The sequence below is a fragment of the Amycolatopsis sp. WQ 127309 genome, from assembly GCF_023023025.1.
In the GTDB taxonomy this organism is placed as follows: domain Bacteria; phylum Actinomycetota; class Actinomycetes; order Mycobacteriales; family Pseudonocardiaceae; genus Amycolatopsis.
This window is the reverse complement of record NZ_CP095481.1, coordinates 4,477,303-4,497,347: the sequence shown is the minus strand read 5'-3', so window position 1 is coordinate 4,497,347 and position 20,045 is coordinate 4,477,303. Positions and strand designations below refer to the sequence as shown.

The window sequence follows — 20,045 nt, the reverse complement described above, 5'->3', positions numbered from 1 at the left end:
CCGCCGGAGACGCCCCTGAACCTGCACAGATCGATCTTCCGGCCCCCTAGTGGCGGCCCGCCCCGATCGGCTGACGGTCGTTCCCCGGCCGGGCACCCTGGGCCGCGTCCACCTTGACCACGTTCGCCCGGTTCCCCGCGGCGTTGTGGTGCTCGATGGCGAGCAGCCCGAGCGCGTTGTCGGCCGCGGCCGACGCCGCGTTCCGGGTGACGACCAGCGCCGTGCCCGGCTTGGCGACGTAGCCCAGCGCGGCGTCGCCGCCACCCTGGACCGCGTAGCCCGGCGCGAGCGCGTCGAACGACAGCGGCGTGCCGACGTAGTCGATCAGCCCGTTCGTCGTGCCCGGAGCGACGTAGTAGCCGCTGACGCCCACCGTGTAGGAGATGCGGTGGCTGTCGGCGGTCGCGTCGATGCCCAGCGCGGCCAGCGAAACCGGCAACGTGATCACGTTGGTGTCGAACACGTTGGTGTCGACGTCGCCGAGCTGGCCGTTGACGGCCTGGATGTCGACGGTCGGGAAGCCCGGGGTCAGCGCGACCGTGACCGCGATCAGGACGTCGGTCGCCGTCGCCTTGGTCACGTAGGTCTCGAAGTCCGGCGCACCGTCCCCGGTGGTGTCGATGTCGACGAACGGCGACGTGTTGCTGCCGATGTTCGCCCAGTCGCTCCAGGTGGACAGGCCGAACGCGAGGATCGCGTTCTCCGCCTCACCCTGCGCCTTCGCCAGCGGCGCGGTGGAAGCCGCGCCGATGTAGCGGAGGTCGCCGCCCTTCGCGGTCTTGTTCACCGTGCAGTCGGTGATCACGTCCGCGTCGCACTCGGCCAGCTGCGGGGACTCCGCCTGCAGCTCGAGCACGCTGATCAGCGAGCGGTAGCGCTGCGCACCCGTTCCCTGGTCCACACCGCGACCGCTCAGGTTCAGCACGGCCTGGGTGGCGTCCGGCGCGAACTTGACCGACGCCGGGGTCGAGATCGCCGAAACCGGCTTCGGCGCCGCGTAGACCGAGACCCGCAGCGGCACCTTGGCCCCGCTCTTCGGGGTGAAGGCGACGCGGCCGGAGGCGTCCGCGACGAACTGGCGGGCGAGCCCGGCCTGGACGGCTTGCATGGTCGGGTCCATGACCTTGCGCAGGGCCTTCGGGTCGGTGATCTTCAGCGTCACCTTGACCTTGGCGGTGCCGCGCGGCGAGAGCTTCACCGTCGGCGTGTCCACTGTGTACTCGACGCCCGGCAGCGCGTTGACCGCCTGGTAGGCCACCGAGTACTCGGCCGCCGTGACACCCTTGTTGACCAGCTTGATCGTCTTCGACAGCGTCACCGGGCCACCGGCTTCGACCGTGCCGAAGCTGACGCTGACCGCGCCCGGGTCGTCCTGGACGTAGGCGAGCACCTGGTTGTCCAGCGCCGCCTTGGCGTCGATCCGGCCGCTGCCGACGCGCTGCGGCGCGAAGGTGCGGCCGGCGCCGTCGGTGACGTCGTGGCCGGCGGTGTCGATCACCGAGGCCTTGACCTCCTCGACCGACCAGTCCGGGTGGGACTGGCGGACCAGCGCCGTGATGCCCGTGGTGTGCGGGGCCGCCATCGACGTGCCGGACAGCACGGTCCGGCCGTTGCCGCTGCCGCGGAACGCCGAGGTGATCGTGTCACCGGGGGCGGCCACGTCCGGCTTGAGCGCCGGGCCGCGGGTGCCGCGCGAGGTGAACGAGCTCGGGGTGTCGACGATCTTCTTGTCGTACGTCTGGATCGACGCGCGACCGGTGCCGTAGAGGCGCACCTGCAGCGTGCCCGCGGTCAGCGACGCGCGCAGCGGCGCGGTCGCGGAGCCGGTGAACTGGAACATCGGGATCGCCGCGTTGCCCGCGATGCCCGCGCTGAAGTGCTCCAAAGTGGACGACAGGAGCGCGCCCTTGGCCCCCGCGGCCTGGGCGTTGTTCGCCCGGACGGCCGAACCGCACGCGCGGGTCGAGTCGTTGTCGTCCCACTCCAGCCAGACGAACTTGCCGGCCGCCTTCGCCTTGTCCGCCGCGGAGTACGCCGCGCAGCCCGCGTTGTTCGCCGCGGACAGCGCGACGACCGGAGCGGTCAGGTTCAGCGTGTCGTAGCCGGCGTAGCTCTGGCTGTACTGGCCGGTCTTCTGGCCCTTGGCCGCGGTGGGCGCGGTGACCTCGGCGGCGTCGCGCAGGACGCCCGCGTCCCGCGTGCTGGCCACGGTGAGCGCCTCGGGCGTGTTGCCCGGCGAGCCGGCGATGTCGTTGATGTCGCCGCCGTTGCCCGCGGAGATCACCGGGAGGACGTTGTTCGCGGCGAGCTTGCGCACGAACAGCGAGTCCGGGTCGTCCGGCGCGCCGAAGTCGGAGCCCAGCGACAGGTTGACGATGTCGAGGTGGTCGGTGAAGTCGCCGTCGCCGTCCGGGTCGAGCGCCCAGTCGAGCGCCTGCGAGGTGACGTTCGTCGAGCCCGCGCAGCCGAACACCTTGATGGCGTAGAGGAGCGACTTCGGCGCCGTGCCCGGGCCGATCTGCATCGCGTCGACCTTCTTGGCGTCGAGCTTCTTGTAGTCGCCCTTGAAGGTCTTGCCGTCGGCGGTGACACCGAAGCCGCCGATGGTGCCGGCGACGTGCGTGCCGTGCTCACCGCAGGCCAGCGGGTTCGGGTCCGGCGCCGGGGTGGTCTTGCCGGGCGTCGCGGCGTCGTAGTCGTTGCCGACGAGGTCGGTGCCGCCGACGACCTTGGCGCTCGGGAACAGCGGGGTCGGCTTGGTGCTGTCGACGCTCTTGTAGGCCGCCGGCGTGCCGGGGCCGCCGAAGTCGGCGTGGGTGTAGTCGATGCCGTCGTCGATGACGCCGACGCGGACGCCGTCGCCGAACTTGCCGGTCTGCTGCCACGCGGCGAGCGTGTTGGTCAGCTGCTCGGCACTGGCGTTGGTCCGGGTCTTCGGCACGACCGTGCGCACCGAGACGACGTCGGCGCGCTTCGCGACGTCACGCAGCTTCGCGGCGTCGGCGGTGACGACGACGCCGGGGACGGCGTTGGCCGTCTGGGTGACGGTCTGGGGCTGGGCGCCGGCGGTGCGCAGCTGGCCGAGCACGGAGCTCACGGCGGCGGCGGTGTCGTCCTTGGCCGCGCGGGCCGCCCGCTTGGCGGACTCCTTGCCCTGGGGCTGCGCGGCGGTGAACGCGTCGACGGCGGGCTTCTTGGCCAGCTCGACGAACGCGGTGACGCGGCCCTGCGCGGCGGCCAGGCGCGGCTCGACCTTGCCCTGGAGCTTGGCGTCGTCGATCTTCGCCGGCGAGACGCTGTCGGCGAGCGGAGCGTCGGCCGCGCTCGCGACGGGCGCCCCGAGCGCGGCGGCCAGCACGACGGCGAAGGCCGCCGTCGTGGCGCGCGCGGGTAAGCGGGATCTGCTCATGAGTGGGCCCCTTACTCGAGGTCTGGACCCGAACCTGCCTGCCGCTCCTGGCACCCCCGACGGTGAAGCACGGCAACCGCGCCGTGCCCTCGACGACGCGTGGTTCAACCTCGCGGGGAGAACTTAATGCCCCAAAACACCTACTTAGGTAGGCAAAGAAGTCCGTTATGTGAATGTGATTGCGGTTCCGGACGTGCGAAGGCCCCCGCACCGAACGGGTGCGGGGGCCTTCGAAAAGCGCGGAACGTCAGCTGAAGTCGACGGCGCGGATCGTGTGCGCGCCCACCGCGGCGCCGATCGGCTCCAGCAGGTGCGCGTCGATGTGGCGGTCGACGCGCAGCAGCATCACGGCGTCGGAGCCGTCGGTGGTCTGGCTGATCTGCGCGGCCTCGATGTTGATGCCGGCTTCGCCGAGCAGCGTGCCGACGCGGCCCATCACGCCCGGGCGGTCCGGGTACTCGACCAGCAGCACGGTGCCCTCGGCGCGCAGGTCGAACCCGCGGCCGTTGACCTCGACGAGCTTCTCGGCCTCGTCCTTGCCGGTGACCGAGCCGGACACCGTCAGCGTCGCGCCGTCGGCGTGCACCGCGCGCAGGGTGACCAGGTTGCGGAACTTGGGGCTCTCCGACTCCGTGGTCAGCTGCACCTGGACGCCGAGCTTCTCGGCCAGCTGCGGCGCGTTGACGAACGTGACCTGGTCCTCGACCACGCCGGTGAACACCCCGCGCAGCGCGGCCAGCTGCAGCACGCCGGTGTCTTCGTTGGACAGCTCGCCCTTGACGACGACCTCGACCGACGTCGGCGCCTTCGGGTTGAGCGCGGTGAGCAGCGTGCCCAGCTTCTGCACCAGCGACAGGTACGGGCGCACGTGCTCGCCGACCGTGCCGCCGCCGGAGACGTTCACCGCGTCCGGCACGAAGTCGCCGCGCAGGGCCAGCAGCGTCGACCTCGCGACGTCGGTGCCCGCGCGGTCCTGCGCCTCGGCGGTGGAGGCGCCCAGGTGCGGGGTGACGACGACGTTCTCCAGCTCGAACAGCGGGCTGGACGTGGTCGGCTCGGTGACGAAGACGTCGACGCCGGCGCCGCCGACGTGGCCCGAGCGCAGCGCGTCGGCCAGGTCCTGCTCGACGATCAGCCCGCCGCGGGCGGCGTTCACGATGATGACGCCCGGCTTGGTCTTCTTCAGCGCGGCGGCGTCGATGAGGCCCTTGGTCTCCGGGGTCTTCGGCAGGTGGACGGAGATCGCGTCGGCGCGGGTCAGCAGCTCGTCGAGGGTGACGAGCTCGATGCCCAGCTGCGCGGCGCGCGCGGCCGAGACGTAGGGGTCGTACGCGATGAGCTTGGCGTCGAACGCGGCGAGGCGCTGCGCGAACAGCTGGCCGATCTTGCCGAGGCCGACCACGCCGACGATCTTGCCCTGCAGCTCGACACCGGAGAACGAGCTGCGCTTCCACTCGCCGCCGCGCAGGCTCTGGTCGGCGGCCGGGATGCGGCGCGCGACGGCCAGCAGCAGCGCCACGGCGTGCTCGGCGGCGGAGACGATGTTGGACGTCGGGGCGTTCACGACGAGGACACCGCGCTCGGTGGCGGCGGGCACCTCGACGTTGTCCAGGCCGACCCCGGCCCGGGCGACGACCTTGAGCTGGGTCGTGGCGGCGAAGACCTCGGCGTCGACCTTGGTCGCGGACCGGACCAGGAGCGCGTCGGCGCTCTTCACCGCCTCCAGCAGCGCGGATCGGTCCGTGCCGTCGACGTGCCGGACCTCCACCTCGTCACCGAACACACTCAGCACGGAGGGGGCGAGCTTCTCCGCGATGAGGACAACTGGACGTTGGAGACTGGGCTTGCTCACGATGCTGCTCCCACTATCTGGTCACTTCCAGGACGTTCATATGTGTCGACAGACGGTCTCAGCACGTCGTTGTGCGGCAGTCGAGCGGGAGTTTAACGCGCAGGAGCACGTCCTGGCTTCCCACGGTGTTAACTCGCTCGTAATCCCTCGAAAACAAGAGCCAGCAGGCGCTGCATGCCCGCGTCGCCGGGCAGGTGCGGCCCCGCCCAGGATGCCGCGTGCAGCAACAGAAGCAGTTCGTGCGTGGTGACGTCGGCGCGCAGCTCCCCCGCCGCCTTCGCGCGTTCCACCAGCTGGGACGCCGCGTCCCGCATGGCGTGACACGAAGCGTACAAGCGGGACGTCTCGTCGTTGAGCGCGTCGGCGGTCAGCTCGGCCAGGCCCCGGAAGGTGCCGGTGGTGTCGCCGAGCCCGAGCAGCCACGCCTGCAGTGCGTCGAGCGGCGCCGGGTCGGTGAGCAGCTCGCGCGCCCGCTCGGCCTGGCCGTCGAACCGGGCCCGCAGGAGGGTCTCGAGCAGGGCGTCGCGGGTCGGGAAGTGCCGGTAGAGCGTGCCGATGCCGACGCCGGCCCGGCGGGCGATGTCCTCCAGCGACGCCTCGACGCCGTGTTCGGCGAAGGCGCGCTGCGCCTCCTCCAGGAGGCGTTCGTAGTTGCGGCGGGCGTCCGCGCGCATCGGCTTGACTTCGGTCATCGCCCTTCCGAGCTTACCGGGTAGCCAATCGGAGGCCGCCTCCGTATATTAACCGGAGGCAGCCTCATATTACTGGAGGGACGAGGATGACCCTGATCGAAGAAACCCGGGCCCGGCTCGGCGCCATCGGCGCCTGGCTGCCGAGTGCCCCGCTGGCCCCGCCGCCGGACGTCGAGCGCGCGGCCACCCGCCGGCTCGCCGAGCTCGGCTACCGCTCGGTCTGGAGCGGCGAAGGCCCCGGCTCGCGCGAGGTGTTCGCCCACTTCGGCGACCTGCTCGCGTCGGTGCCGGACGTCGTGCTCGGCACCGGCATCGCCAACCTCTGGGCCCGGCCGGGGGTGACCGCCGAGAAGGGCGGCGCCACCCTGGCCCAGGCCCACCCCGGCCGGTTCGTGCTCGGTGTCGGCGTCGGGCACCGGTTCCAGGCCACGAAGGCCGGCGAGGCGTACCGGCCGATCGACCGGATGCGCGCCTACCTGTCCGAAATGGACGACATCGCCGCGGAAAACCCTTCCCCGGTGGCGTTTCCGCGGGTGCTGGCCGCCGTCGGGCCGAAGATGCTGGAGCTGTCCCGCGACCACGCCGACGGCGCGCACCCGTTCGCCCAGCCCGTCAGCCACACGCCGTACGCCCGGGAGATCCTCGGGCCGGACAAGCTGCTGATCCCGCAGCAGACGGTGCTGCTCGGCACCCGCGAGGACGCCCGCGAAAGCGTCCGGAAGCGGGTGGCGCTCTCGCGCGAGCACCACATCGAGGCCTACCTCGCGGGCTGGAAACGGCTCGGCTACACCGAAGCCGACATCGACGGCCCGAGCGACCGGTTCGTCGACGACCTCGTCCTGTGGGGTGACGCGGGAACCATCGCGAAACGTCTGGACGAGCTGCTCGACGCGGGCGCGGACCACGTGCTGCTGACGCCGTCCGCGGCCACGTTCGGCTCCACTGTGGACATCCTGGCCGAGCTGGCGCCGGCGGTGGTCCGGTGAGCGTCGGGATCTGGCGGTTCTTCGAGGACGCCCCGATCGGCGAGCTGCGGGAGACCGCCGCCGAAGTCGAGGAACTGGGCTTCGACACGCTCTGGTTCGGCGAGTACGCCGGGCGGGAGGCGTTCACCCAGGCCGCGCTGATCCTGGCGGCGACCTCCCGTCTCACCGTGGCCACCGGGATCGCCCGCTTCGACCGGCGGGCGCCGATCACGGCGGAGGCGGCGACGCGGGCACTGGGCGAGGCCTACCCGGGCCGCTTCACCGTCGGGCTCGGCGGCCACTTCCCCGGTGCGCGCCCGATTTCGGCGATGCGCGAGTACCTGGCCGGGATGGACGCGGCCGCGCTGCCGGGACTGCCGGCGCCGGCACCCCGCCCGCGCCGGCTGCTCGCGGCGCTCGGCCCGCGCGCCCTCGACCTGGCGGCCGAGCGGGCGGACGGCGCCCACCCGTACTTCGTCCCGCCGGAGCACACGGCGGTGGCGCGGGACCGGCTCGGCCCGGGCAAGTACCTGGCCGTCGAGCAGGCGGTGGTGCTGGACGCATCTCCCGAGGCGGCCCGCGACGCGGCCCGGGAGCACGTCGGCACGTACGTGAAGCTCGCCCCGCACCACCAGGCGAACCTCCGCCGGCTCGGCTTCACCGACGAGGACCTGGCCGACGGCGGCAGCGACCGCCTGGTCGAAGCCCTGGTCGCCTTCGGCGGCGAGCAGCGGGTGACCGACCGGATCCGGGCCCACCTCGACGCCGGCGCCGACCACGTCTGCGTCCAGGTCCTGGCCCGCACCAAGGACTCCTACCGCCACCTGTCCACACTCGTCCCCTGACCGACCCCGGATCTCGCGTGACCAGAGCCGTAACCCGCGTGACCAGAACCGGAACTCGCGTGACCAGAACCGGAACTCGCGTGACCAGAACCGGAACTCGCGTGACCAGAACCGGAACTCACGTGATCAGGGCCGTAACTCGCGAGTGCCGGGCTCAATCACGCGAGTTCCGGCTTCGATCACGCGAGTTCCGGGCTCGATCACGTGAGATCCGTCGTGGATCACGTGAGGCCCCTGACCGGGGTACGCTGGCGGGACGCGGTGAGGGCCGCGTCCCGTCCGCGGAAAGGGCCGAGCCCACCCCCGCAGCACCGCACCACCAGCTCCGCACCTTCTTTCCTGCCCGGTGCCGGCGGACCACGGGCGCCCGAGGAAAGGAGGCACCATGGGCACGTTGCCCGCCAAACCCAGCCTGGACCAGCTGCGCAAACGCGCGAAAGAACTCGCGCGCGCCGAAGCCGTGAAGCTGTCCGAAGCGCAGTTCCGGATCGCGCGCGAGCACGGTTTCCCGAGCTGGCCGAAGCTGCAGGCGTACGTCCGGCGCGTCACCGAGCACGGCGAAACCCTGCAGCACCCGTACCACCAGGACGTCCACTACTACGCCGGGCGCGCGCTCGGCCTGCTCGCGTCCGCCGAAGACGAGACGCCCGGCGCGCGCGAGCCGTTCGACCGCTGGAGCCAGCCGGTCACCCGCGACGGCGCCCGCGTGGTCGTCGCCCGCGAACACGGTTTCGTTTCCTGGAAAGCACTTCGCGAGCACGTCAAGTCGCTTGTGGACAGCGGGGAGCCGTTCGCCCGGGCGTACCGTGCGGTCGAGGCGCGGGATCCCGACGCGCTGGCGACCCTCCTCGACGGGTTCCCCGGGCTCGTCACCGCCCGCGGCACCAACGGCAACGACCTGCTCGGCATGGCCGGCGCGACCGGCGACGAGCGGCTCAGCCGGGTCCTGCTGGACCACGGCGCGGACCCGGCGCGCGGCAACGTCCACGGCTGGACACCGCTGCACCAGGCCACTTACAGCGACCAGGCGCGGCTCGTCGACCTCCTGCTCGACGCGGGCGCGCCGGTCGCCGTCTCCGCGCGCGGAGACGGCGGCACACCCCTGGTCGTCGCCTTGTTCTGGGGGCACCGCAAGGCGGCGGAAAAGCTGGCGGCCCGGGATCTCGCCCCCGGCAACCTGCGCGTCGCGGCCGGCCTCGGCGACGCGGCACTCCTGGACGAACTGCTGAAACCGGACGGCACCCTGGCCCCGGCCGCGGGTGAACACCGCGGCTTCTACCGCCCGCACAGCGGTTTCCCGGCTTGGCGCCCGGGCGACGACCCGGCGGAGGTCCGCGACGAGGCCCTGGCCTGGGCGGCCCGCAACGACCGCGCCGGCGCCCTGCGCACGCTCGTCGCGCGCGGCGCCCGCATCGACGCCGACGTCTACCGCGGCACGGCCCTGACCTGGGCGGCCGCGTCCGGCAAGCTCGCGGCGGTCCGGACGTTGCTGGACCTCGGCGCCGACGTGAACCACGCGGGCACGTTCGGCGGCCCGAACCACGGTGAAGGCGCCACCGCCCTGCACCTGGCGGCGCAGTCCGGGCACCTCGACGTGATCCGGGTGCTCGTCGAAGGCGGCGCCGACCTGGCCGCGCGGGACGCGCTGTTCGACAGCACGCCGGAGTCCTGGGCCGAGCACTGCGACCAGCCGGCCGCGAAGGAGCTGCTGGCTGCTCTGTAGACAACCGGAGTCTGTAGTCCGTATCGTCGAGACGGACTACAGACTCCGTTTTGTCTTCTGGGAGGACCTTGTGAACTCACCCCGCGACGTGTTCGCCGCGCTGTCCGACGGGATCGGCGAAGGACGGTTCGGCGAGCTTTCCGCGCTCTACGCCGAGGACACCGTCGTCGAGCACCCCCAAGCCGTGCCGCGGCCGACGCGCACCACCGGCCGCGCGGCCGTCCACGAGCGGTTCGCCGGCCCGCTCGCCGGGATGGTCCGGCTCAAGCCCAAGAACGTCGTCGTCCACGAGACCACGGACCCCGAGGTGATCGTCGCCGAGTACGACTACGACGCCGAGTCGGCCGAGACCGGCAAGACCGACGTCACGGCCAACATCCAGGTCCTGCGGATCCGCGACGGCCTCATCGCCGGATCCCGCGACTACCACGACTACCTGCGGCTCGCCGCGATCCGCGACGGCGTCGACCAGCTGCCGAAGGCCTACGAGCAAGCGCCGCCGCGGGAGCTCTCCCCGGTCACGCCGGAGAGCGCGGGCAGTGTGTTCGAGCGGCTCGTCCACGGCGTCGCGGGCGCGCGCTGGGACGAGCTGCCGGAGCTGTACGCCGAGGAAACCCACGTGACGCACCCGTTCCTGCCGGGCTCGGGCGTGGTCCGGACGCGCGACGAGCTGCGCGCGCACTTCGCAGCCGGGAAGGCGCTCAACCCCGGCTTTTCGGTCGCGGACCTGGTCACCTACCAGACCACGGACCCGGAGGTGCTGATCGGCGAGTTCGCCTACCAGGGCGAATACGGCGGCCGTCCGGTGCGGATCGCGAACATCTTCGTGATGCGGATCCGCGACGGCCTGATCGTCGAGTCCCGCGACTACGGCGACCACCTCGCCGTCGCCGGCGACACCGGGACGATCCCCGCGCTGGCCGCCCGCCTGGGTTCTTAGGCGCCGGGGAAGTCGAACTCGCCGTCGCGGACGCCCTTCACGAAGGCGTCCCACTCTGCGGGGGTGAAGACGAGGACCGTGCCGCCGGGGTCCGTCGACTTCCGCATCGCGACGTAGGTGACGCCGTCGGTGTGCGGGACGAACGCGTACTCGGCGACCTCGTCGAGCGCGGCGCCCTCGGGCTCGGCCCGGATCCACTCGGCCTCGGTGAAGTCCAGGTGGTGCCGGATGTGCGCCTTGTCGTCGGCCGGCTGCTCGCTCATGCCACCAGCGTAACCACCCGGGCACCGAGCGAAACCGCTCCCCTGTCCCGGAAAGCCGTGAAGGCCCCCTTACCGGAATCTTGCGCCGGTAAGGGGGCCTTCACGGACCTTCGCGAAACTCAGGCGGTCTCGGTGATCGGCCGGTCCACCCACGACATCAGGTCGCGCAGCTTCTTGCCGGTCGCCTCGATCGGGTGCTGGTTGCCCTGCTCCTCGAGCTTGGTGAAGTTCGGCCGGCCGGCCTCGTCCTCGGCGACCCATTCGCGGGCGAACGTGCCGTCCTGGATCTCGCCGAGGATCTTCTTCATCTCTTCCTTGACCGCCGGCGAGATGACGCGCGGGCCGCGGGTCAGGTCGCCGTACTCGGCGGTGTCGGAGATCGAGTAGCGCTGGCGCGCGATGCCGCCCTCGTACATCAGGTCGACGATCAGCTTCAGCTCGTGCAGCACCTCGAAGTAGGCGATCTCCGGGGCGTAACCGGCCTCGGTGAGCACCTCGAAACCGGTCTGCACCAGCGCGGACGCGCCACCGCAGAGCACGGCCTGCTCGCCGAAGAGGTCGGTCTCGGTCTCCTCGGTGAAGGTCGTCTTGATGACGCCGGCGCGGGCACCGCCGATGGCCGCGGCGTAGGACAGCGCGAGCGCCTGGGCGTTGCCGGAGGCGTCCTGCTCGACCGCGATGAGCGCCGGGACGCCCTTGCCGTCGACGAACTGGCGGCGCACGAGGTGGCCCGGGCCCTTCGGGGCGACCATGGCGACGTCCACGTTGGACGGCGGCTTGATCAGGTCGTAGCGGATGTTGAAGCCGTGCCCGAAGAAGATCGCGTCGCCGTCCTTGAGGTTCGGCGCGATGTCCTGCTCGTAGATGTGGCGCTGCTTCGTGTCCGGCGCCAGGATCATGATCAGGTCGGCTTCGGCCGACGCCTCGGCCGGGGTGAGCACGCGCAGGCCCTGCTCCTCGGCCTTCGCCCGCGACTTGGACCCCTCGGGCAGGCCGATGCGGACGTCGACGCCGGAGTCGCGCAGGCTCAGCGAGTGGGCGTGGCCCTGGCTGCCGTAGCCGATGACAGCGACCTTGCGCCCCTGGATGATCGAGAGGTCGGCGTCGTCGTCGTAGAAGATTTCCACTGCCATGGGGGTTACTGCTTCCTTTCGAGACTTACTTCTTTAACGCGGTGATGTGGCGGTGATGGAACGGGCGCCCCGCCCCACCGCGACCATGCCTGACTGCACCAGCTCGCGGATGCCATAGGGCTCCAGCATCCGCAGCAGGGCACCGATCTTGTCGGACGTCCCCGTGGCTTCGACGGTGAGCGCCTCCGGGGAGACGTCCACCACCTTCGCCCGGAAGAGCTGGACGGTTTCGAGGACCTGGCTGCGCACGGTGTTGTCGGCGCGAACCTTCACGAGCAGCAGTTCGCGCTGCACGGCGGTCGACTGCTCCAGCTCGACGATCTTGATCACGTTGACCAGCTTGTTGAGCTGTTTGGTCACCTGTTCGAGCGGTAGCTCTTCGACGGCGACCACGATCGTCATGCGGGACACCTCGGGGTTCTCCGTGGGCCCGACGGCGAGGGACTCGATGTTGAAACCGCGGCGGGAGAACAGGCCCGAGACGCGCGCGAGCACACCCGGCTTGTTCTCGACCAGGACACTCAGCGTGTGGACGCTCATCTCAGCGCTCACCTTCCCCAGCGGCTTCCGCGGCGGCTTCGGTCGTCTCCACCGAAACCTCGTCGTCGTCGAACAGCGGCCGGATGCCCCGGACCGCCATGATCTCGTCGTTGCCGGTGCCGGCCGCGACCATCGGCCACACCTGGGCATCCTTCCCCACGACGAAGTCGATCACGACGGGGCGGTCGTTGATCTCCATCGCGCGGCGGATGGTGGCGTCGACGTCTTCCTTCGTCTCGCAGCGCAGCCCGGCGCAGCCCAGCGCCTCGGCGAGCAGCACGAAGTCCGGGATGCGGTGCTTGTGCGTGCCGAGGTCGGTGTTGGAGTACCGCTCCGAGTAGAAGAGGTTCTGCCACTGCCGGACCATGCCCAGGTTGCCGTTGTTGATGACGGCGACCTTGATCGGCGCGCCTTCGATGGCGCAGGTGGCCAGCTCCTGGTTGGTCATCTGGAAGCAGCCGTCGCCGTCGATCGCCCACACCTGGGTGCCGGGGACGCCGAACTGCGCGCCCATCGCCGCGGGCACCGCGTACCCCATGGTGCCGAGGCCGCCGGAGTTGATCCAGGTGCGCGGGTTCTCGTACTTGACGAACTGCGCGGCCCACATCTGGTGCTGGCCGACACCGGCGGCGTACACCGCGTCCGGGCCGACGATCTGGCCGATCCGCTCGATGACGTACTGCGGCGACAGCGAACCGTCGTCCGGCCACTCGTAACCGGCCGGGTAGTTCTTGCGCCAGCCGTCGGCCTGGGTCCACCAGTCGGTGAGGTCGGGCTTGCCGCCGTGGTCGAACTCGGTCTGCACGGCCGTGATCAGCTCGCCGATGATCTCCTTGCAGTCGCCCACGATCGGGACGTCCGCCTTGCGGTTCTTGGAGATCTCGGCCGGGTCGATGTCGGCGTGCACGATGGCGGCGTCCGGCGCGAACGACGAGAGCTGCCCGGTGACGCGGTCGTCGAACCGGGCGCCGAGCGCGATCAGCAGGTCGGCGCGCTGCATCGCGGCGACGGCGGCGACCGTGCCGTGCATGCCCGGCATGCCGAGGTGCTGCGGGTGCGAGTCGGGGAACGCGCCGCGCGCCATCAGCGTGGTGACGACGGGGATGCCGGTCAGCTCGGCGAGCTGCTTCAGCTGCTCGTGCGCCTCCGCCTTGATCACGCCGCCGCCGACGTAGAGCACCGGGCGACGCGACTTCGCGACGAGCTTCGCGGCTTCGCGGACCTGCTTGCCGTGCGGGCGCAGCGTCGGGCGGTAACCCGGGAGGCGCAGCTCGGTCGGCCAGGAGAACGAGGTCATCTCCTGCAGCACGTCCTTGGGGATGTCCACCAGGACCGGGCCGGGTCGGCCCGTGGACGCCAGGTGGAACGCCTCGGCGATGGTCCGCGGGATGTCCGCGGGGTCCGTGACGAGGAAGTTGTGCTTGGTGATCGGCATGGTGATGCCGCAGATGTCGGCTTCCTGGAACGCGTCGGTGCCGATCAGCGCCCGGCTCTGCTGGCCGGTGATGGCCACGACCGGGACGGAGTCCATGTTCGCGTCGGCCAGCGGGGTGACCAGGTTCGTCGCGCCGGGGCCGGAGGTGGCCATGCAGACGCCGACCTTGCCCGTGGCCTGCGCGTAGCCGGTGGCCGCGTGGCCCGCGCCCTGCTCGTGGCGGACCAGGATGTGGCGGACCTTCGTGGAGTCCAGCAGCGGGTCGTAGGCGGGCAGGATGGTGCCGCCCGGAATCCCGAAGACCACCTCGGCGCCGACCGCCTCGAGCGAGCGCACGAGCGACTGCGCGCCGGTGACGCGCACCGGGGTTCCCGCCGGTGGCGCCGGCTTCGGACGTGCTCCTGGCGCGCCGGGCGCCGGGCCCGGCTTCGTCGGGTTTGTGGCACTGGTCATCGGTTCTGCCTCGTGGGTCTCGGTGTCACTCGTTCGGGTCGGTTTTTGTGCGGTGGGGCCAGGAATTGCTTCCCTCGGGCAACAAAAAACCCTCGCCGACCGTAAGGTCGCACGAGGGTCGCGCGTCGACGCAGCGGAAAGACTTCCCTAAGCGTCGACGCGCTTGGGAAGTACGAGGCCGGTCAGCGGTGTCACGACGCTGACGCTAGTCCGAAGGTCTCTCAGGTGTCAACTCTGCGGGACGGAGAGTCCGCATCGTGGACATCGGCGCGGCGCGTGTCACGTCCGCACCGACCCGGTTCCCCGTGCTCGCGCGGGGCGGTGCACCATTTCGGCGTGGCCGAAAAAGAGCAGGACACGGGCCGGAAGGCCGTCTTCCGCATCCCCCGCACGTCGTTCATGGCGATCGCGCTCCTGACGATCTGCGTGACGCCGATCGCCCTCGGGGAGATCCCGTACCTGCAGTGGCTCTACGTCTTCCCGATCGCGCTGGCGGTGTTCGTGATCCGCACCCGCACCGTCGCGACGCGCGAAGGCCTGGCGACGCGCACGATGTTCGGCCACCGCGACGTGCCGTGGTCGGCGTTGAAGGGGCTGGCGATCACCAAGCGATCCCGCGTCCAGGCCGTGCTGACGGACGGCACGAAGGTGCCGCTGCCGACCGTGCGGACCCGGCACCTGCCGGTGTTGTCGCTGGTGAGCGAGGGCCTCGTCGCCGACCCGAGCGGGCTGCTCGACAACGAAGACGTCAAGCCGGCCAAGCCCGAGACGTCGCCCAGCGAGTAACCCCCACGGCGGCGCGGCCCCGTGAAGGTCTAAATTGGTAGGACCAGTTTCTGCGGAGCGTCCCGAACCTCCGCCTGGCCCCCATTCGACCTGGGAGTTCGCCGTGCCGCCTCTCCGTTCCCGGACCACCACCCACGGCCGCAACGCGGCGGGCGCGCGCTCGCTCTGGCGCGCCACCGGCATGACCGACAGCGACTTCGGCAAGCCGATCGTGGCGATCGCCAACTCCTACACGCAGTTCGTGCCCGGCCACGTGCATCTCAAGGACCTCGGCGAGATCGTCGCCGGCGCGGTCAAGGAAGCCGGCGGCGTCGCGCGCGAGTTCCACACGATCGCCGTCGACGACGGCATCGCGATGGGCCACTCCGGCATGCTCTACTCGCTGCCCTCGCGCGAGATCATCGCCGACTCGGTCGAGTACATGGTCAACGCGCACCAGGCCGACGCCCTCGTCTGCATCTCCAACTGCGACAAGATCACCCCGGGCATGCTCAACGCCGCGATGCGGCTGAACATCCCGGTCGTGTTCGTCTCCGGCGGGCCGATGGAGGCCGGCAAGGCCGTGGTCGTGGGCGGCGTCGCGCAGGCCCCGACCGACCTGATCACCGCGATCGCCGCGTCGGCCAGCCCCGACGTCGACGAAGACGGTCTGGACATCGTCGAGCGTTCGGCCTGCCCGACCTGCGGTTCGTGCTCCGGCATGTTCACCGCGAACTCGATGAACTGCCTGACCGAGGCCCTGGGCCTGTCGCTGCCGGGCAACGGCTCGACGCTGGCCACGCACGCCGCGCGTCGCGCGCTGTTCGAGGAAGCCGGCCGGACGGTCGTCGAGCTCTGCAAGCGCTGGTACGAGCAGGACGACGACTCGGCCCTGCCGCGGACGATCGCGTCGAAGGCGGCGTTCGAGAACGCGATGGCCCTCGACATGGCGATGGGCGGCTCGACGAACACGGTGCTGCACATCCTCGCCGCCGCCCGCGAGGGCGAGGTCGACTTCACGATCGACGACATCGACGCGATCGGCCGTCGCGTGCCCTGTCTGTCCAAGGTGGCGCCGAACTCCGACTACCACATGGAAGACGTCCACCGCGCGGGCGGAATCCCGGCGATCCTGGGCGAGCTGTACCGCGGCGGCCTGCTCAACACCGACGTCCGCTCGGTGCACTCCCCCGACATCGAGTCCTGGCTTTCCGCCTGGGACATCCGCGCTTCGTCGCCCTCTGATGTTGCCCTGGAGTTGTTCCACGCGGCGCCGGGCGGAGTCCGCACGACCCAGGCGTTCTCGACTTCGAACCGCTGGTCGTCCTTGGACACGGACGCGGCGGGCGGCTGCATCCGCGACGTCGAGCACGCGTACACGAAGGACGGCGGCCTGGCCATCCTGCGCGGCAACCTCGCCGAGAACGGCGCGGTGATCAAGTCCGCGGGCATCGACGAAGAGCTGTGGCACTTCGAAGGCCCGGCGCGGGTGCTGGAGAGCCAGGAGGAGGCCGTGTCGGCGATCCTCAAGAAGGAGATCCAGCCGGGCGAGGTCCTGGTCATCCGCTACGAAGGCCCCGCGGGCGGTCCGGGCATGCAGGAAATGCTGCACCCGACGGCGTTCCTCAAGGGTTCGGGCCTGGGCAAGAAGTGCGCCCTGATCACGGACGGCAGGTTTTCGGGCGGCTCGTCGGGCATCTCGGTGGGCCACATCTCCCCGGAGGCGGCCGCGGGCGGCCTGATCGCGTTGGTCGAAAACGGCGACAAGATCGTCTTGGACGTCCACGAGCGTCGCCTGGAACTCCTGGTGGACGCGGAGATCCTGGCGGAGCGCCGGTCGAAGATGGAGACGGCGGAGAGGCCGTGGCAGCCAAAGGACCGCGAGCGCCCCATCACGGCGGCCCTGCGGGCCTACGCCCGCATGGCAACATCGGCCGACACGGGCGCGGTCCGCGACCCGAACAAGTAAGCCCCTGCTTCAGCCGTCGAAGGCCGTCCCTGCTTCCTGGGGGCGGCCTTCGCGCTTTCCCGGCCACGGTTTCCCCGGCGGACGGCCTTCGCGCGTTTCCCGGCCATAGTTCCCCTGGCGGGTCCACAGCCGGCCCTCCGAGTCAGAAGAAGTTGTCCACAGCCCGCTATCGGGTCAGCACGATGACCACGACCGAGGCCGCGGCGGCGAGCAGCAGGCTCACCAGTCCCAGCGGCAACGGCCGCCGACGCCAAGGTGTGTTCCGCTCCAGCGAAATCGGCCCGGCCCCGGTGAACAGCAGGCTCAACGCACCGAGACCGAGCACCAGCTCGAACTCGAAGCCCTGACCCTGCCCCTCGAAGAACCCGCCGTGGAACTTCGCGTAGACAGCGTTCGCCGCCACCCCCAGCAGCCCCGCCGCGGCCAGCGGCGTGAACAACCCGACGACCACGAGCGCTCCGCCCGCGAGCTCCGTGATGCCGGTGATCCACGACAGCAGCGTCGTCTGCTTGTGGTAGCCGAACGTCTCCAGCATCCGCGCGAACCCGCCGACGCCCGGCCCGCCGAACAGGCCGAACAGGTGCTGCAGGCCGTGCGCCCCCATGGTCACGCCGATCGCCAGCCGCAGGATCAGCAGGCCGAGCCCGAGCCCGCCCTGGCGGGGACCGTCGTCGGCCGGTCCGTCGTCCTCGACACCCGACAGGACGCTGGTGGGCTGCTGCGAGTAGTCGTCTGCACTGGTCACGCGCGAAGGGTAGGGGATCCGCGCGGGCCTGGCGAGGCAGCGCGCCGCGCTCAGTACTCCCCGTGCACCAGGTTGTCCGGCAGTTCACCCCCGGCGTAGCGCGCGATCTCGGCCGCGGCGACGGCGTACGACCGCCCGCGCACGCCGCGCACGGCGCCGCCGATGTGCGGAGTCAGCAGCAGCCCCGGCACGGTCCACAGCGGGTGCCCGGCCGGCGGTGGCTCCGGATCGGTGACGTCGAGGGCGGCCCGCAACCGGCCCGTGGTCAGCTCGGCGACCAAGGCGCCGGTGTCCACGACACTCCCGCGCGCGACGTTGACCAGCACCGCGCCGTCCCGCATCTCGGCGAGGAAGTCCGCGTCGACCATCCCGCGGGTGCGCGAGGTCAGCGGCACCATCAGCACGACGGCGTCGTGCAGGCCGAGCAGCCCGGGCAGCTCCTGCACGCCGTGCACGCCGTCCCGGGCGGTCAGCCCGACCATGGTGCAACGCGCGTCGAACGGCTCGAGCCGCCGCCGCAGGTGCTGCCCGAGGTCGCCGGCCCCGATCACGAGGACGCGCTTGCCCTGCAGCGTGTCGGCGGTCTGCCGCGCCCAGCGGCCCTCGCGGCGCGCGTCGGCGAAGACGTCGAGTTTGCGATAAATCGACAACAGCGCGGCGACGACCCACTCGGCGGTACTGCCGCCGTGCGCGCCGCGGCAGGTGGACAGCAGGACGCCGTCCGGCACGTTGCCGACCCAGTCCTCGGCGCCGGCGGACAGCAGCTGGATCAGCTTCAGGTTCGGCAGCACGCGCCACAGCTCGTCGCCGGCGCGGTGCTTGCCGGGGATGAGCACCTCCGCCTTCGCGGCCTCGGGTGGCACCGGCTCGCCCCACTGGTAGCGCACCGGGAGCACCCGCGGCACCTCGGCCAGCACGGACAGCCCTTCGTCGTCGGGCACCAGCACGGTCAACGTCATGATCGCCACGGTAATCGAGGAGTACTCACCCATGGTTCACGCACCGGCCCCTAGGCTGGGCGATCATGCGAACCCGGTACCGGTCGGCCCTGCTGGCGATCCTCGCCTGCGGCGCCCTGCTGCCCGCCGGTTGTGCGCGGTTCGACGACACCGCGGCGGGCCAGACGTTCAGCCCAGCGCCGGTCGCGAGCCCCGAATCACCCCCCGAGGTGCAGGGTCCGGGCTCGGACTCCGGTGGCGACGGCAAGCAGGCCCGCCCCGGTCAGCCGGCCACGACGATCCCGCCACCGCAGGGTTGCAAGGATTTCGACCAGACGGTGATCGCGACCTGCCTGGACACGGTGGCCGCGGTCGCCGGCCTGCCGGGCGACGGCTCCACGCCGAGCGCGCTCGCGGGCGAGCGCAAGAGCGGCCGCGTCCTGCTGGCCACGGCCGGCAAGGACGCCACGGAGTTCGCGAAGCTCGACGTCCAAGCGGCCGGCGACGGCGGCCTGACCGGCCTCGCGCTGTCGCCGTCGTACGTCGAGGACCAGCTCGTGTTCGCTTACGTGACGACGGCGACGGACAACCGCGTCGTCCGCTTCGCGAAGGGCCAGACGCCGAAGCCGGTGCTCACGGGCATCCCCAAGGGCGCGACCGGCAACCGCGGCTCGCTCGGCACGGACAACCGCGGCGCGCTCCTGGTCGCGACGGGCGACGCGGGCAACCCGAACGCGGCGGCCGACCCGGCGTCGCTGGCGGGCAAGGTGCTGCGGATCGACACGTCCGGCAAGGCCGCGGCGGGCAACCCGAAGGGCGCCATCGCGGTGGCGGCGGGCCTCCACGCCCCGGGCGGCCTCTGCGCCTCGGCCGACGGTGGCCGCGTCTGGGTCACCGACCGGCTGGCCGACAAGGACGCGCTGTACCGGGTGCAGACCGGCCAGCCGCTCACGACCCCGGCGTGGACGTGGCCGGACAAGCCGGGCGTGGCGGGGTGCGCGGATTTCGTCGACGCCAACGGCTCGGTCTCGGTGGGCACATCCCTGGCCGGAAACCTGCAGAACCTCCCGGTGACGGCGGAGGGCGCGGTCAGCGGCAAGCCGACGATCAGCCTCGACGGCAAGACGGGCAAACCCCCGGTCACGTACGGCCGCCTCGCGGGGATCAGCATGATCAACCCCCAGCTGGCGGTGGCGGGAACGGTCAACAAGGACGGCGGCACCCCAGTCTCGAGCGACGACCGAGTCGTCCTGATCACACCAGCCACCTCCGGCGGCGGCAACGGCAAGGACTGACGGCCCGCCCTTTGCTCAGCGCTGGTGCCGCCGTCGTAGTCGCGCCCGAGACAACGTCACCTGACCAGTCGCCCGGCAACCCG

16 protein-coding genes are annotated in these 20,045 nt (G+C 71.3%); 7 read left to right on the top strand and 9 right to left on the bottom strand.

Annotated elements, in window-relative coordinates; translation table 11 throughout:
• Positions 1-46 precede the first annotated feature (46 nt).
• From MUY22_RS21245 to MUY22_RS21235, 3 genes are all read right to left on the bottom strand, one after another.
• Positions 47-3,409 (bottom strand): S8 family serine peptidase, encoded by a 3,363-nt coding sequence (locus MUY22_RS21245; RefSeq protein ID WP_247061920.1) that lies wholly within the window; start codon positions 3,407-3,409, stop codon positions 47-49.
• 247 nt (positions 3,410-3,656) lie between these two features.
• The gene (gene serA / locus MUY22_RS21240) at positions 3,657-5,261 is read right to left on the bottom strand and encodes a phosphoglycerate dehydrogenase (protein WP_247061919.1); all 1,605 of its coding nucleotides are present in this window, start codon (positions 5,259-5,261) and stop codon (positions 3,657-3,659) included.
• Between the two features lie 128 nt (positions 5,262-5,389).
• On the bottom strand, positions 5,390-5,953 hold the full coding sequence (locus MUY22_RS21235) for a TetR/AcrR family transcriptional regulator (RefSeq protein ID WP_247061917.1): 564 nt from the start codon (positions 5,951-5,953) through the stop codon (positions 5,390-5,392).
• A gap of 86 nt (positions 5,954-6,039) precedes the next feature.
• On the opposite strand from MUY22_RS21235, the gene MUY22_RS21230 reads away from it, so the two are divergent.
• From MUY22_RS21230 to MUY22_RS21215, 4 genes are all read left to right on the top strand, one after another.
• Positions 6,040-6,939, top strand: a complete 900-nt coding sequence (locus MUY22_RS21230; RefSeq protein ID WP_247061915.1) for a TIGR03620 family F420-dependent LLM class oxidoreductase — start codon at positions 6,040-6,042, stop codon at positions 6,937-6,939.
• Positions 6,936-7,763, top strand: a complete 828-nt coding sequence (locus MUY22_RS21225) for a TIGR03620 family F420-dependent LLM class oxidoreductase (protein WP_247061913.1) — start codon at positions 6,936-6,938, stop codon at positions 7,761-7,763. The genes MUY22_RS21230 and MUY22_RS21225 overlap by 4 nt, the downstream gene beginning before the upstream one ends.
• A gap of 385 nt (positions 7,764-8,148) precedes the next feature.
• Positions 8,149-9,486 carry an ankyrin repeat domain-containing protein gene (locus tag MUY22_RS21220; protein WP_247061911.1) on the top strand — a complete coding sequence of 446 codons (1,338 nt, stop codon included), beginning with the start codon at positions 8,149-8,151 and terminating at the stop codon, positions 9,484-9,486.
• Positions 9,487-9,556: 70 nt separating this feature from the next.
• Positions 9,557-10,426, top strand: a complete 870-nt coding sequence (locus MUY22_RS21215) for a nuclear transport factor 2 family protein (RefSeq protein ID WP_247061909.1) — start codon at positions 9,557-9,559, stop codon at positions 10,424-10,426.
• Here the strand turns inward: MUY22_RS21215 and MUY22_RS21210 are convergent.
• The 4 genes from MUY22_RS21210 to MUY22_RS21195 all read right to left on the bottom strand — a co-directional run bounded on the left by MUY22_RS21210 (position 10,423) and on the right by MUY22_RS21195 (position 14,250).
• A complete protein-coding gene (locus MUY22_RS21210; protein ID WP_247061908.1) occupies positions 10,423-10,689 on the bottom strand; it encodes a DUF397 domain-containing protein in 267 nt (88 codons plus the stop codon). The two genes, MUY22_RS21215 and MUY22_RS21210, sit on opposite strands and share 4 nt — an antisense overlap.
• Before the next feature lie 119 nt (positions 10,690-10,808).
• Complete coding sequence (ilvC, locus tag MUY22_RS21205) at positions 10,809-11,822, bottom strand: ketol-acid reductoisomerase (protein WP_247061907.1); 1,014 nt, start codon at positions 11,820-11,822, stop codon at positions 10,809-10,811.
• A gap of 33 nt (positions 11,823-11,855) precedes the next feature.
• A complete protein-coding gene (gene ilvN / locus MUY22_RS21200) occupies positions 11,856-12,362 on the bottom strand; it encodes an acetolactate synthase small subunit (protein ID WP_003080760.1) in 507 nt (168 codons plus the stop codon).
• A gap of 1 nt (position 12,363) precedes the next feature.
• Positions 12,364-14,250: an acetolactate synthase large subunit gene (locus MUY22_RS21195; protein ID WP_371827631.1), complete on the bottom strand. Its 1,887-nt coding sequence runs from the start codon at positions 14,248-14,250 to the stop codon at positions 12,364-12,366.
• A 336-nt stretch (positions 14,251-14,586) separates the two neighbouring features.
• Here MUY22_RS21195 and MUY22_RS21190 point away from each other — a divergent pair, with 336 nt between their 5' ends.
• Together MUY22_RS21190 and ilvD are read left to right on the top strand one after the other, a co-directional pair.
• Positions 14,587-15,036 carry a PH domain-containing protein gene (locus tag MUY22_RS21190; RefSeq protein ID WP_247061906.1) on the top strand — a complete coding sequence of 150 codons (450 nt, stop codon included), beginning with the start codon at positions 14,587-14,589 and terminating at the stop codon, positions 15,034-15,036.
• A 103-nt stretch (positions 15,037-15,139) separates the two neighbouring features.
• The gene (ilvD, locus tag MUY22_RS21185; protein WP_247061905.1) at positions 15,140-16,984 is read left to right on the top strand and encodes a dihydroxy-acid dehydratase; all 1,845 of its coding nucleotides are present in this window, start codon (positions 15,140-15,142) and stop codon (positions 16,982-16,984) included.
• 166 nt (positions 16,985-17,150) lie between these two features.
• Here ilvD and MUY22_RS21180 read toward each other — a convergent pair whose 3' ends face one another.
• Both MUY22_RS21180 and MUY22_RS21175 read right to left on the bottom strand, forming a co-directional pair.
• A complete protein-coding gene (locus MUY22_RS21180) occupies positions 17,151-17,729 on the bottom strand; it encodes a DoxX family protein (RefSeq protein WP_247061904.1) in 579 nt (192 codons plus the stop codon).
• Positions 17,730-17,779: 50 nt separating this feature from the next.
• Positions 17,780-18,688 carry a 2-hydroxyacid dehydrogenase gene (locus MUY22_RS21175; protein ID WP_247061903.1) on the bottom strand — a complete coding sequence of 303 codons (909 nt, stop codon included), beginning with the start codon at positions 18,686-18,688 and terminating at the stop codon, positions 17,780-17,782.
• A gap of 65 nt (positions 18,689-18,753) precedes the next feature.
• On the opposite strand from MUY22_RS21175, the gene MUY22_RS21170 reads away from it, so the two are divergent.
• A complete protein-coding gene (locus tag MUY22_RS21170) occupies positions 18,754-19,962 on the top strand; it encodes a sorbosone dehydrogenase family protein (protein WP_247061901.1) in 1,209 nt (402 codons plus the stop codon).
• Positions 19,963-20,045 lie beyond the last annotated feature (83 nt).